Origin of the sequence: Dielma fastidiosa, assembly GCF_000313565.1 — a bacterium.
GTDB classification, from domain to species: Bacteria; Bacillota_I; Bacilli_A; order Erysipelotrichales; family Erysipelotrichaceae; genus Dielma; species Dielma fastidiosa.
This window is the reverse complement of record NZ_HE578925.1, coordinates 225,245-238,799: the sequence shown is the minus strand read 5'-3', so window position 1 is coordinate 238,799 and position 13,555 is coordinate 225,245. Positions and strand designations below refer to the sequence as shown.

Annotated in this window: 12 protein-coding genes and 1 other RNA gene; 2 read left to right on the top strand and 11 right to left on the bottom strand. The window is 41.6% G+C overall.

Annotated features, from left to right (window positions below; translation table 11 throughout):
* Window positions 1-11 precede the first annotated feature (11 nt).
* The 11 genes from DAHG_RS06870 to gpsB all read right to left on the bottom strand — a co-directional run bounded on the left by DAHG_RS06870 (window position 12) and on the right by gpsB (window position 10,152).
* The gene (locus DAHG_RS06870; protein ID WP_022937610.1) at window positions 12-1,676 is read right to left on the bottom strand and encodes a ribonuclease J; all 1,665 of its coding nucleotides are present in this window, start codon (window positions 1,674-1,676) and stop codon (window positions 12-14) included.
* Between the two features lie 108 nt (window positions 1,677-1,784).
* Window positions 1,785-3,233, bottom strand: coding sequence for a tRNA (N6-isopentenyl adenosine(37)-C2)-methylthiotransferase MiaB (gene miaB, locus DAHG_RS06865; RefSeq protein ID WP_022937609.1), 1,449 nt, complete (start codon window positions 3,231-3,233; stop codon window positions 1,785-1,787).
* Window positions 3,234-3,284: 51 nt separating this feature from the next.
* Window positions 3,285-3,488: a 4Fe-4S binding protein gene (locus DAHG_RS06860; RefSeq protein ID WP_373127456.1), complete on the bottom strand. Its 204-nt coding sequence runs from the start codon at window positions 3,486-3,488 to the stop codon at window positions 3,285-3,287.
* A gap of 90 nt (window positions 3,489-3,578) precedes the next feature.
* The gene (locus DAHG_RS06855; protein WP_022937607.1) at window positions 3,579-4,355 is read right to left on the bottom strand and encodes a TIGR00282 family metallophosphoesterase; all 777 of its coding nucleotides are present in this window, start codon (window positions 4,353-4,355) and stop codon (window positions 3,579-3,581) included.
* A 2-nt stretch (window positions 4,356-4,357) separates the two neighbouring features.
* Complete coding sequence (gene rny / locus DAHG_RS06850) at window positions 4,358-5,911, bottom strand: ribonuclease Y (RefSeq protein ID WP_022937606.1); 1,554 nt, start codon at window positions 5,909-5,911, stop codon at window positions 4,358-4,360.
* 145 nt (window positions 5,912-6,056) lie between these two features.
* The gene (gene recA, locus DAHG_RS06845; protein WP_022937605.1) at window positions 6,057-7,082 is read right to left on the bottom strand and encodes a recombinase RecA; all 1,026 of its coding nucleotides are present in this window, start codon (window positions 7,080-7,082) and stop codon (window positions 6,057-6,059) included.
* The gene (locus DAHG_RS19000; protein WP_022937604.1) at window positions 7,075-7,638 is read right to left on the bottom strand and encodes a CinA family protein; all 564 of its coding nucleotides are present in this window, start codon (window positions 7,636-7,638) and stop codon (window positions 7,075-7,077) included. Before DAHG_RS19000 ends, recA begins: the two co-directional genes overlap by 8 nt.
* Window positions 7,638-8,231 carry a CDP-diacylglycerol--glycerol-3-phosphate 3-phosphatidyltransferase gene (gene pgsA / locus DAHG_RS06835; RefSeq protein WP_022937603.1) on the bottom strand — a complete coding sequence of 198 codons (594 nt, stop codon included), beginning with the start codon at window positions 8,229-8,231 and terminating at the stop codon, window positions 7,638-7,640. Before pgsA ends, DAHG_RS19000 begins: the two co-directional genes overlap by 1 nt.
* Entirely contained in the window at window positions 8,215-9,126 is a 912-nt protein-coding gene (locus tag DAHG_RS06830; RefSeq protein ID WP_022937602.1) for a helix-turn-helix domain-containing protein, read from the bottom strand. The genes pgsA and DAHG_RS06830 overlap by 17 nt, the downstream gene beginning before the upstream one ends.
* A 370-nt stretch (window positions 9,127-9,496) precedes the next feature.
* An RNA gene (gene rnpB, locus DAHG_RS20875) (RNase P RNA component class B) lies at window positions 9,497-9,832 on the bottom strand.
* A gap of 5 nt (window positions 9,833-9,837) precedes the next feature.
* Window positions 9,838-10,152, bottom strand: a complete 315-nt coding sequence (gene gpsB, locus DAHG_RS06825; protein WP_022937601.1) for a cell division regulator GpsB — start codon at window positions 10,150-10,152, stop codon at window positions 9,838-9,840.
* 123 nt (window positions 10,153-10,275) lie between these two features.
* Between gpsB and recU the strand changes: the two genes are divergently transcribed.
* Window positions 10,276-10,890: a Holliday junction resolvase RecU gene (gene recU / locus DAHG_RS06820; RefSeq protein ID WP_022937600.1), complete on the top strand. Its 615-nt coding sequence runs from the start codon at window positions 10,276-10,278 to the stop codon at window positions 10,888-10,890.
* Window positions 10,880-13,540, top strand: coding sequence for a transglycosylase domain-containing protein (locus tag DAHG_RS18995; RefSeq protein WP_022937599.1), 2,661 nt, complete (start codon window positions 10,880-10,882; stop codon window positions 13,538-13,540). The genes recU and DAHG_RS18995 overlap by 11 nt, the downstream gene beginning before the upstream one ends.
* Window positions 13,541-13,555: the final 15 nt, after the last annotated feature.

Genomic DNA, 13,555 nt, shown 5'->3' with positions numbered 1-13,555 from the left:
TCTACCTCCTGCTAAGCTTTATTATTAATCTCGATAATGACCGGCAGAACCATTGGCCGCTTGCCAGTTTCTTTCATTAAATATTTAGTTACTTTATCACGAATATTCGTGCGGGTTGCCAAATTCTCATAGACATGATCCTTAACCTCAGCTTCAATCGTATTTTCACAGATATTGCCGACTTCTTTCACGATATAGTCCGCATCCTTCAAATAAATCAAGCCGCGTGTCTGAACATCCGGGCCGCCGATAATTTTCTTCGTTTTAGCATCGATTGATACACCAACAATCATTACCCCATCCGTTGAAAGCAGCTCACGATCTTTTAAAACAACACCGGTAACATCCCAGTTTTCCTTACCGTCAATCATCGTATCTTCCAGCTCGATATGATCAGCCACTGACTTAAGCACCTTATTCTCAAAAGCCGCAATCTGACCATTATCTAAAATCACGATTTTATCCGGCCGATAACCCATTTTAGTCGCAAGATTAGCATTCACAACTAAATGACGATATTCACCTTTAACCGGAATGTAATATTTTGGTTTAAACAGATACAGCATCATTTTTAAGTCTTCACTGGACGGATGCATAGAATAAACCGTCTTCGATTTCAAAGAAAACAGCTTGCCGCCTTCCTTGTAAATCTCATTCTCCATATTCGCCGCTTCTAATTCTGTACCGCTAACCACCGGTGAAGCAATAATAATCGTATCATCACTGCGGAAATTAATATTCTTATCTTCATGCATAGCAATGTTTTGAATCTTCCTGAACAAATTCTTACCGCTGTCAGAAATCAAGACAACAACATCATCCATCGCATCATCAAATTGTTTTTCAGTTAATTCAATTTCACGAGGCAGCTTATAATAGCCTAATATCTCCATCTGATTTAACAATGCGCGCAATTCTTTATCATAAAAGAAAATCTTACGATTAAATTTTCTAGCCAGATCGATGATTTCAATGATTCTGAATAAGCTCTGACGATAAGCAGAAATCACAATACGATGCTCTGCACCTTCAAAAATCGGTTCAATCAGATTCGTAACGCGATGCTTCGGCGCTGTATGGCCTTCCTTATCTGCAGAAACCGATTCATTCAGAAGACACAAAACACCCTTTTTACCAATTTCACTTAGCTCATTCAAATCACACATATATTCTTCTTCAAGAACATCATAATCGATGATAAACTCACCGGTATAAACGATATACCCCTGACTGCTTTCAATAGCTACACCAAAATTGTCCGGATAAGCATGCGTCATCGGGAATGTTCTCACGGTTACACCACCGACATTCTGACGGCTGGTTCGCTTTATTTTGTGAATTTTCACATCGCGGATGCCTTCTTTTTTCAGCATATCATGCAGAATATTAGCGGTCAGCGCGCCAGTATAAACCGGTATCTTGATCTGCTTAAGCAGATAAGGCAGCGCCGCTATCACATCGTCGTGTCCATGAGTGATAAATATCCCCTTTACACGGTCTTTATTTTTTATTAAATAACTAAAATCAGGGATGACAAACTCCACCCCCAGCTGATCAGAATCAGGAAATTTCAATCCTGCCTCAATCAGAATAATCGCTTCATTTACTTCGACTACAAACATGTTCTTGCCGTTTTCATCGAGTCCACCAAGCGCAAAAATGCGTACTTGATCCATAAGTTCCTCCTTTATGCTCTTCTATCAAATTATATTTCAAATCTATTAGTATAAGTCGCTATGCATATTATACCACTACTTGCTAAAAATAACAAAAAAAGTGAACAACTATTCACTTTTAATTGCCTCTCCGTCCAACGACCAAGTCTTTACATCCGTGATCTGAACCTCGACGATATCACCTGGCTGAATCAACTGATCAGCTGTGAAGTTGACAAGCTTATTAGTTTCTGTATAGCCTGAATAAACTCGCTCATTTTTCTTAGACGGTCCATCGACCAAGACCTTCACGACGCGGCCTGCATAAGCCTCATTCTTCAAGCGGGCATAACGATTTGTATGCTCCATTAATTCATTCAGACGATCCTGTTTTACTTCTAAGCTGACATTATCCGCCATCGCGGCTGCCGGTGTACCGGCACGCGGTGAATAAATAAAGGTAAAGGCATTATCAAACTGACAATAATCAACAAGCTCTAAAGTTTTTTGGAACTGTTCATCAGTTTCATTTGGAAAACCAACAATGATATCCGTTGAAAAACCAACGCCTGGAATTTTAGACACAATCTTATCAAACAGTGTGCGGTATTGTTCTACCGTATAGCGGCGTCCCATGATTTTAAGAATTTCATTGCTGCCTGATTGAACCGGCAGATGAATAAACGGCATGATATTATCATAACGAGCGATTACATCAATCATTTCATCTGTAAAATCCCATGGATGCGAGGTTGTAAAACGAATTCGAGGGATACCGATTTTCGCGACTTCTTCAAGCAAGCCGGCAAAGCCGCCCACCAGCTGCAGATCCTTCCCATAGGAATTGACATTCTGCCCTAACAGCGTCACTTCCTTAAAGCCTTCCGCCTTTAGTTCTCTCACTTCATCCAAAATATCCTCAACGGTGCGCGAACGCTCTTTGCCGCGGGTATACGGAACAATGCAGTATGTACAGAATTTATCACAGCCATACATGATATTGACCCATGCCTTATGGGTACCAAAGCGTTTCACCGGCAGATTTTCAATAACTTCGCCCTCTTTTGAATAAACTTCAATCGTTTTCTCTCTGGCCATCATTGCCTGATACAGCAGAATCGGCAGACGATGAATATTATGTGTACCAAACACCAAATCCACATGCGGATATTTTTTGATGATTGTATCGACGATTTCCTCTTCCTGAGCCATACAGCCGCACATGCCGAATAATAGATCAGGATTTGTCTTGCGCAGGCGTTTTAATGAACCCAGCTCTCCCAAAACCTTATCTTCAGCATTTTTTCGCACCGCACATGTGTTCAGCAAAATAAAATCAGCTTCTTCTGGTGTATGACATTGTTCAAAGCCTAATTCCTCAAGAATACCGGCAATGGTTTCACCATCGCGTTCATTAGCCTGACAGCCGTAGGTACGCAGGAAATATTTACGGCCGCAGCCGATATTACGTGCTTCAAATGGTATATTAAACAGACTCTTTTCAATCGCAGCCTGTTGATCCGTTCTTTTTTGTGCTTCCTTTAAAGAAGGCTTCATCCAATCTTCATGTACTTTCATTCTATTTTCTCCTTTAAAATTAAAGCCCAAAAAAACCAAGCAAGGCTTGGTTTATTGTGAAATGGCTTCTACTGGGCAAGTTGATACACAAGCACCGCAATCAATACATGTTCCTTCATCACATGTTGATTTAGAGTCATCGTTCATTGACAATGCACCAACTGGGCAAACACCTACACAAGCACCGCAACCGATGCAAGTATCTTCGTTAATTTTTACTGGCATGATAAATCCTCCTTTTTCTTTCTTAACTATTATAACATAAGTTGTATCTACTGCAAGTATTTTAAGCCTGGAAACTGAATAAAAATCAATCACTGAAGAAAAAAAAGAAGAAGTGCAAATTTACACTTCTTCCTTAATTTGTATCCGTTCAACGCTGACTGCGCGATTGCTGATATCATCAATTTCTACGATCAAGCCACAGAAGATACCAGGGCCTGACGCCATTGTATATTTCGTCTTTTCACCGGTAAAACGCGCGATCACTTCATCAATATCACGCCCCAGCACACTGTTGTAAGGGCCGCACATGCCAAGATCACTGATCGCGGCACAGCCGTCAACGATCCGTTCATCGGCAGTCTGTACATGGGTATGCGTACCGACAACGGCAGCCAGCTGGTTCGCGAAGCAATAAGTAAACGCTATCTTCTCACTGGTAGCCTCGGCATGCAAATCAACAACATGCAGATCACAATCTTCATATGCCTCTAAAATATCTTCCATGCAGGCAAACGGTGAATCTGTGATATTATTCATAAACACCTCACCGCTGAGATTGCTTACTGCGATTTTTTTACCGCCGATTTGGACCACACAAGTGCTTTGCCCAGGTTCCGTCGGCTCCATATTCATCGGTCTGACCAGCCGATCGGCTTCATCGATAAACAGCAGGATATCATTTTTAGAAAAAGTATGATTTCCCATTGTAATCACATCAATGCCGGCGGCGATCAGCTGATTGTAGATCTTCTTGGTAATCCCCTTGCCATGGGCAGCATTTTCACCGTTGCAGATCACCATATCAATCGCTTTTTCTTCTTTTAGATGCGGAATTGTATCGATCACCATCTGGCGGCCGACACTGCCAACCACATCACCAACAAATAAAATTTTCATCGTTATTTAGCCAATTCACTCGCTCTTAATTCACGAATAACCGTAACCTTGATTTGGCCTGGATAAGTAAGCTCAGCCTCAATCTTATCACGAATACCGCGGGCCAGCTTCGTACATGCGTTATCATCCACTTTATCCGGATGAACCAGCACACGAATCTCACGGCCTGCCTGAATCGCATAGCATTGATCAACACCATCAAAGCTCTTAGTAATTTTCTCTAATTCCTCAAGGCGGTTGATATAATTCTGCATTGCCTCATAACGGGCACCCGGACGAGCCGCGCTTAATGTATCGGCAGCCTGTACAAGATTAGAAATCAGATAAGTAGGTTCTACTTCACCGTGATGCGACTGTATTGCATTCAGCACAACGTCACTTTCACCATGCTTCTTACAGAATTTATAACCAAGCTCAATATGACTGCCTTCCACTTCAAAATCAAGTGCCTTGCCAATATCATGCAGTAAACCCGCACGTTTTGCAAGATTTTGATTCAAGCCTAATTCAGCGGCCATCATGCCAGTCAGATAAGCAACCTCCATAGAATGCTGGAGGGCATTTTGACCATAGCTGTAACGATATTTCAGACGGCCGATCAATTTAACGATCTCACGGTCGATCTTACCGATACCCAGCTTAAATACGGTATCCTCACCAACCTTAACAATGTTGGCATTAATTTCATTACGCACCTTGTTTACAACTTCTTCGATTCTGCCCGGCTGGATGCGGCCATCACGAATCAAAGTTTCAAGAGCGATGCGGGCTACCTCACGGCGGATTGGATCAAAGCATGAAACGGTAATAGTTTCCGGTGTATCATCAATAATTAAATCAACACCCGTAGCCTGTTCAATTGCCTTGATATTGCGTCCTTCACGGCCGATAATACGTCCCTTCATCTCTTCTGTCGGCAGCGTTACAACAGAAACTGTCCGTTCCACCGCTTCATCTTGAGATAAACGCTGAATGGATAAAGCAATGATATTGCGCGCCTTTTCAGCAGCAACACTCTTCGCCTCATCTTCTTTTTCTTTGATATATGCAACTACTTCATTCTCCATACGTTTTTCAACGATATCAAATAATTCTTTCTTCGCTTCATTCGTCGACATAGCGGCAACTCTTTCCAATTCCGTTACCTGGACATCGATTTTCTCCTGAAGTTTCTTTTCCATCTCGTCTAGTTCAGACATTTTTTTAGTTAATTGACTGTTTTTCTGATCAATCTGCTGTTCTTTAGTTGTTAAAGTTTCATCACGAAAATTCAAATTATCTTCTCTGCGAAGCAATTTATTTTCCATATCCGAAACTTCCTGTTTACGTTCTTTAATTTCTTTTTCAGCAGCAAGCTTCATTTCATGAGTTTGTGTGCGGCCATCCAGGATTGCCTGTTTCAGCGTATTATCAGCTTTCGCCTTCGCTTCCTTCAGGATTTCCTCCGCCTTTTGTTGATCCCTATTTAAACCAGCCCTTGATCTGATCGCCATAATGACGATACCAAGAACTAAACCTATCATCCCTGACAAGAGAAAAGTAATAGGATTTTCCATCCTCTGACCTCCTTTTGTCATTTTATGAGAGAGTAAATAAAACTCCCTTTATTATTTTACACAATTCTCACACATTTCACAACCCAAATTATTTAAACTTAACAAGTATTCCTGAAAATGCAAAAGAGATGCTGTGCATCTCTTGTTATCTGGCATTCAGTTTTTCTTTCAGCAAACCGTAAATTTCATCCTGAACATCCTTATTCGCCTTAAGATAAGCCTTAACCGCTTCACGGCCCTGACCGATCTTGTCTCCCTTATAAGAGAACCAAGCACCGCTCTTCTGAATGACTTCATAATCAACACATAAATCGACAAGCTCGCCGACAAAGGAAATTCCTTCGCCATACATAATTTCAATCGCTGCGACCTTAAATGGCGGCGCTACCTTATTTTTAACTACTTTGACATTCACTTTATTACCGATGATATCAGAGCCATTCTTAATTGCCTCACTCTTACGGATATCAAGGCGCACAGAAGAATAGAATTTCAAAGCACGGCCGCCCGGCGTCGTCTCCGGATTACCGAACATGATGCCTACCTTCTCACGCAGCTGATTAATAAAAATCGCCGTACATTCACTGCGGTTCATCACTCCCGCCAGCTTACGCATCGCCTTTGACATTAAACGTGCCTGAAGGCCAACCTGTGAATCACTCATTTCACCATCTAATTCAGCCTGCGGCACCAAGGCAGCGACTGAGTCAATGACAACTAAATCAATTGCATTCGATTTAATCAGCAATTCAGTAATTTCAAGAGCCTGTTCACCGCTATCCGGCTGTGACAGAATCAAATCATTAATCTGCACACCCAAATTCTGTGCATAAAGCGGATCAATCGCATTTTCAGCATCGATAAAAGCCGCGCGGCCGCCGCGTTTCTGCACCTCCGCAATCGCATGCAGCGCTAAGGTTGTCTTACCGCTTGATTCAGGACCATAAATTTCAATAATTCTGCCCTTCGGATACCCGCCGATACCCAATGCTAAATCCAGTTTAATTGAACCGGAAGGAATCGCATCAATATCCACATTGGCACGGTCCCCTAATTTCATAATTGAACCCTTGCCATATTGTTTCTCAATTTGTTTAATTGTATCTTGAAGCAGTGAATCCTTTTTATCCGCTTCCTTCTCTAACATCTTATCTGTTTTCTTTTCATCCATGATTCTGCTCCTTCACACTTTTTATATATGCGTTATACTCCATAATGCCTAAATTTTCTATTAATCTTTGATGCTGCTTTTCAAAATCAGCTGCATGCCGGCTTCCCACAAGCTGCCGCAGAATTTCTTTCATTACTTCACATACCTGATGCCTTAACGCGTTTCGCTCGCCGCTTAACTGAAGCTTATAAACATAAACCGCGTCATCAAAAGCCACCGCGCTGTAAACAAGGCCAGCCGGTTTACCTTCCAAAACATCAGGACCGGCATTGCCAGTAAAAGAGATACAGCAGCCGCATTCAAGCAGCAGCCGGCTTTTTTCAGCCATTTCAATTGCGGTCGGTGCTGACACAACACCGTATTTATCAATCGTTTCCGCACTTACATGCACAACATCAATTTTACATGTATTCCAATAGGTAACAAACCCACCCTTAAAAACAGCAGATACCCCCGGCACTGAAGTCAGCTCAGAGGCAAACATACCGCCGGTTAAACTCTCACAGGTGCCGATACTCAGCGCTTCTGCTTTCAATGCATCAACCAATGCCTGCATTACATTGACTCCATAATAATATCCTTAAGCTGCATAAAATAAGAAATTCCTGACGCCACCGAAATCAATGTCGCAAACCAAAGTAAAAAATCACTCATCGGAAAACGAACTAATTCAAACGGCAGATTATTCAGCAGTATCACTATAATCGCCAGCATCTGCGTAACTGTTTTCAGTTTACCAAGGAAACCGGCAGCTACAACCTTTCCCTTCTGCGCCGCATTCATTCGCAGGCCATCTACAATCGTATCCCGCCAAATCATAATAATGACCGGCACTACCGGTACAACCGCAGTTGCGGCAAACATCACAAACATTGTATTTACCAGCAGCTTATCCGCAATAGGATCGATAAATTTTCCAAAAGAAGTTATCAGATTTCTTGAACGGGCAATATGACCATCAAGGAAATCCGTAAACGAAGCAATTGCGAAAAGCACCAGCACTAAAATATTCTTTAATGGCAAGGTCACAAAGCCAAACTGAAAATCCGGCATTGCAATTGAGAACTGTGCGTAAGGAAACAGCATAACAAGAACGATCAGCGGCACAATTGCCATTCTGAAACAAGATAATTTATTCGGCAGATTCACTAGATTTTCCTCCAATTTCAAAGCTGATTGTCAATGATCCAGGTGTATTAGCAATTGAATCATCCAGCTTCACTTCTACATCATTCACTTTAAATTTCATTCCCGCAAAATAACCAATTCTAAGATCCAGCACCTTATCCACACTCGGATTCAGCTTTAACTGCAGCGTCTCACCGGATTCATAGATTTTCGCCGTTGGATCACTCAGCACTACACCATCCTTGGTAGCCTGGAACCACGCGCGCGGCACAAATTCAACAGTCAGCGTCAATTCTTCCGCGTCACCATAACCGCTGATCACATAAGTCGTCGCATCCTTCGCAGAAACATTCAGCGTGGCTTCTGGTTCAGGATCAGGTTCTGGTTCAACAGGTACAGGATCAGGAACTTGATCGCTTGGCGTCGGTGTAACAATCGGTGGATTAGGCTGCAGCGGTGTCTGCATATTTCTTAAAATAAAGAATCCCGCTACAAATATAACCGAAGCAATCACGATAATAACAATGGTCAGAAAAGATATCAATGAAAAATCAATATGCTGGCGTGATTTACGCTTCTTGCTCTTTTGGGTTTTCTTCTGTTCGGCATTATGCGTGCGTACATGCTCTTCAATTTTTTTATGTTCTTCCATGGATTTAATAGAAAAAGTATGCGTATACTCCTCTACAACATCCTGCAGCTGATCCTTGATTGAATCAAAATCAACATCAACCAATTCACAATAAGAACGCAGAAAATACCGAAGATAAGGTAAATCATTTTTAAAATAATCTACATTGCCGGCTTCGATCGCTTTAATATGAGGAATAGATAAACGAGTCTTGTCACTGACTTCATCTATGGTGTAACCTTTTTCAAGTCTTTTTTGTTTTAGAAGTTCTCCTATTTCTTTCATTTAATCACCCTTTGTCGGTATTTTAATTCATTATAATTTATTATATCAATTTCAGCAAGGAAAGTAAATAAACACAAGAACCACTCACCTGCCTCATTTAGTATAACCGATTTTTTATAGAAAAGCACGGATTTATCAAAACAACAAGAAAAAACATAATTTTACCATTTTCTTCTAAAATTAAGTAAAATGCCAATCATCATTTAAACATGCAATTCCATAAAGAAAAATATTGTATTTATGCCAATTTTATTCCTTTCATACAAGCTGCTGTCATAAGTGAATGGGTATATTCTATAATATCACTAAAAAATCATCCTCATTTTTGATGAAATTAAAAAACACTCACAAGGAGTGTTTAAAGTCAACATTTTGTAAGCCATGTTCTGTCCTTCCTAAGAAGTGGCAACCATTTATCTACATATTGCTATGTCCTGTGATCCTTTCAGTTCATTCACACAGATTCCCCTACCAAATTTGGGTTTCTCGCTTGTGGGGTTTACCCGTTCCATCCGCTGAATTTCTTCAGCGCTCGTCTCTGTGGCACATTAACGGTTCCGCCATAGTTTCCCTTAGGCGAATTACCGGCCGTCAGATTTCTCTGCCTGGCCTTATTGATTCAGCCAGCACAAACACTACGTCCATCGCAGGACGTGCGAGCATGGACTTTCCTCTAACTGCAGGCAGTCAGCGGTTGCCCAAATGTTAACTTTAGCGTTTGAAAACTTCAGCTTCCAAACGTGAAAGACGTTTTAAAATATCCACATTGCTGTAAGCAGCCACGTGTTCTTCAGCATTTTTACTGCTGGTTTCCAATTCAGATATTTTGGCTTTCATGGTTTCAATTGTATTTTCATACTTCTGCATCGTCGCGCCAAGCTCCTGAATCATTTCCTCATACTGCTGGTAATCCTGGATCACCATATCCAGAAATTCATCAACTTCACTGGCGGCATAACCTTTAAAATCGATATTAAACTGCTTTTCAAGCACATCTTCGACCTTTAAATTGAATCTTCTGTCCATACAATCACCTTCCACCCTAATAGTTTCTCAAATCTTTGCACAAAAATCAAGTAAAATCAGAAGCAATTTAGTTTGCTATGGAAATAAGAAAGCAAATTGGTTATAATAGTAAAAGGTGATACTATGATTGGTTATCCAACCAAAAAAACAAATGTTTTGCAGACGTCCGCGGCGGAAGCGCTGAAAGTCGATGCCCGGCTCAGTCATATGGGACGCGGCATGACGCTGGAAAGTGATATCAACGCCAGCAATGACTATTATATTGAAATTGACCGTGCTTTGATACATAAGAAACCGACGCCGATTCAGGTTGTAAGAGTTGATTATCCCAAACGAAGCAGCGCCAAGATCGTTGAGGCTTATTATAAAACGCCCTCAACAACAGATTATAACGGCATCTACCGGGGTAAAGCGATTGATTTTGAGGCTAAAGAAACCAAAAACCGGACCAGCTTTACATTTAAAGCAATTCACCCGCATCAAATCAAGCATCTTGAAAAAGTATTGCTTCACGGCGGTATCGGATTTGTCATAATCCGCTTTACATGCCTGAATGAAACTTATCTTTTAGATGCTGCATATGTGATTGATGCTTATAACAATGAAACAAAAAAATCATTAACGATTCAGGAGATTCGCGCTCACGGATCACTGATCAGAGAAGGTTTGACACCGCGTCTGAACTATCTGGATAATGTTGATGAGCTTTATTTCATGGAGGATAAAAATGGAAAATAACAACAATATAAAAAAAGGCAGCAAAGGGGTTAAGGTACTGAATTCGATCATTATCGTTATTCTTTCGCTGGTCCTGATCGGCAGTGTTTCGGCTTTCTACTTGCTGGATGGCATTCTGAATGATCCTGATGCACCAAAGTATGATGCCAGTTCATTAGAAACTCAGGAAAGCTCGGTAATTTATGATACTGACGGCAACGTTATTATTGAATTAAGCCGTGAGGATGGCACGCGTGAAAATGTGTCTTATGATCAGATACCTCAGGTTGTCGTCGATGCCTTCCTTTCTATCGAGGATTCCCGTTTCTATAAGCATAATGGTTTTGACCTTCCCCGCTTTATAAAATCAGCGCTTGAAAATGTCAAACAAGGAAATCTTGGTCAGGGCGGTTCAACGCTGACCATGCAGATGATTGACGTATCTCATATGTCAAAGCTTGAAAAAGCGCCGAACGGCTTTGTCCGCATTGCCCGTAAGGTGCAGGAAATTTTCTTAAGTATGCAGGCTGAAAGTCATATCTCAAAGCAGCAAATTCTTGAGAAGTACCTCAATCTGATCAACTTTGGCGGTCCAGCCCGCGGCATTCAAAAAGGAGCTCAATATTATTTTGGCAAGGATGTCTCGCAGGTTACGTTATCCGAAGCAGCCTTCCTGGCCGGTGTTATCAACGCGCCAAACGGATTTGATCCATATTACAACTATGACGCAGCCATTGAACGGCGCAATGAAACGCTCGACTTGATGCTGTATCACGGCTATATTACTGAAGAAGAGCATGAATTAGCAGCCAATACTGAATTGGCGTTCCAGCTGAGCGGGCCTATCGTATTTGAAACCTCTCCTTATTTAAGCTATATCGATAAAGTACGTGAAGAAATTATTGAATTGACCGGCGGCCTTGATCCAACGGTAGTCGGTATGGAAATCTATACGAGTATGGATCGCGGTGCGCAGGAATTAGCGGATCAGATTCTAAATGGTGAAGCAGGTATTAATTATCCTGAAAATGATGAACTATTCCAGGTTGGTTTCTCTCTGATGAATAATCAAAACGGTGAGATCATCGCATTGGGCGGCGGCCGCGGCTATGACGGCGACAATCGGCGAAATCGTGCTTATGGTGTAGTTAAGCAGTCCGGATCTTCAATTAAACCGTTGATTGATTACTGTCTGACCTTTGATTATCTGGGCTGGGCAACTGATCATATCCTGCTTGATGCCCCGATGAAATACCGTGGTACAAATACGCCATTCTATAATGCCGACGGTCAGAACCGCGGTGATGTGACTTATCAGTATGCCGTAGCTGTTTCCTTAAATACAACAGCGATTACAGCCCTTCAGGAACTGTGTGATACAATCGGTGTTGACAAAGTTCTGGAACATATGAAAAAGCTCGGCTTCTCAGCCTTTGAAAATCTGACTGCCGAAGACTTCTCCTTCGGTTATGGTATCGGCGGTGCTGATATGACGACGACTCCTGTTGAAATGGCCGGCGCCTTCTCCATCTTTGCCAATAATGGTAACTACATTGAGCCGCATACGATCCGCAAGATTGTATTTAAAGACGGCAAAACCGAAAGCATTGAACCTAATTATGAATCTGTAAATGTAATTTCACCGCAGGCTGCTTATTTGATGTCAGTATTGCTTGAAGATGCAGTCAGCACAAATTGGCAGAATCTGCTTCAAATCATGATTTCACCATATCCTGTTTATGGTAAGACCGGTACGACAGACTGGGCACAGGATGGACTCGCATACGGTATCCCAGAAGTTGCCATGAAAGATAAATGGATGGTTGTTTATACTTCTAAGTATACAGCCGCTACATGGGCAGGTTATGATGAACCAGTTGCTGGTAAGTTTACTTGGTTTGATACGAATAAAATGCTCTTGAATGTACCAGGACAAATCAATAAAAAACTCTTTGATTTTATCCATCAAAATAATTATCCGTCAGCAATTCAACAGCCGTCAGGCATTGTATCAGTAACCCATGTGAAGGGTGCCTTCGATAATGGTTATTACGCAGTTCCTGAAGGAACCCCGGATGAAATGATTTCGACCGGTTTAATTAAGAGTGAATTTGCGACATTGAATGAATTAAAGCCTGATGAATTATCTGAATTAAAAACGTTTACTGCTGAGCTTGACGATGCTACCTCTAAGGTTAACTTCAAGTTCACGCCATATCCGGAAGCAGAAAAGCTCGAACCATTTGACGGCAAATATCACGGCGTTGAAGGTTATCCGAACTTCTCCGGTACAAAGCTTTACGATCCAAGTGCAATCTTCGGTGAGGTTGTTTACCGTGTTGAAGTAACCAGCAATAACATTAGTCTTGGTTCCTTCGATTATGCCACTGATACAGCGTCTGAATTACTGCCGATCATGCCGGGACAAAAGGTTGAGGTCTGCGGCAGTTACGCCTACAAGAACGGTATCGCCGCCAGCAATAAGATCTGTACAACAATTGAGTCTAAAGATGATGATGAACGGCCAAATCGTCCAACCGATCCTACTGATCCAAATGAACCAATTGGTCCAGGCAATCAAACTCCTTCAGATACAGATAAAAACGATCCTCAAAACAATCACAAGGATGATCCAAATACTGAAGAGCCTTTAGATCCAACCGATGAATAATAAAAAAATTGAAGC

Coding starts and splice junctions, on each gene's coding strand:
- DAHG_RS06870 (WP_022937610.1), bottom strand. CDS start 1,676: ATGGATCAAGTACGCATTTTTGCGCTTGGTGGACTCGATGAAAACGGC.
- miaB (WP_022937609.1), bottom strand. CDS start 3,233: ATGAAAGTACATGAAGATTGGATGAAGCCTTCTTTAAAGGAAGCACAA.
- DAHG_RS06855 (WP_022937607.1), bottom strand. CDS start 4,355: ATGAAAATTTTATTTGTTGGTGATGTGGTTGGCAGTGTCGGCCGCCAG.
- rny (WP_022937606.1), bottom strand. CDS start 5,911: ATGGAAAATCCTATTACTTTTCTCTTGTCAGGGATGATAGGTTTAGTT.
- recA (WP_022937605.1), bottom strand. CDS start 7,082: ATGGATGAAAAGAAAACAGATAAGATGTTAGAGAAGGAAGCGGATAAA.
- DAHG_RS19000 (WP_022937604.1), bottom strand. CDS start 7,638: ATGCAGGCATTGGTTGATGCATTGAAAGCAGAAGCGCTGAGTATCGGC.
- DAHG_RS06830 (WP_022937602.1), bottom strand. CDS start 9,126: ATGAAAGAAATAGGAGAACTTCTAAAACAAAAAAGACTTGAAAAAGGT.
- gpsB (WP_022937601.1), bottom strand. CDS start 10,152: ATGGACAGAAGATTCAATTTAAAGGTCGAAGATGTGCTTGAAAAGCAG.
- recU (WP_022937600.1), top strand. CDS start 10,276: ATGATTGGTTATCCAACCAAAAAAACAAATGTTTTGCAGACGTCCGCG.
- DAHG_RS18995 (WP_022937599.1), top strand. CDS start 10,880: ATGGAAAATAACAACAATATAAAAAAAGGCAGCAAAGGGGTTAAGGTA.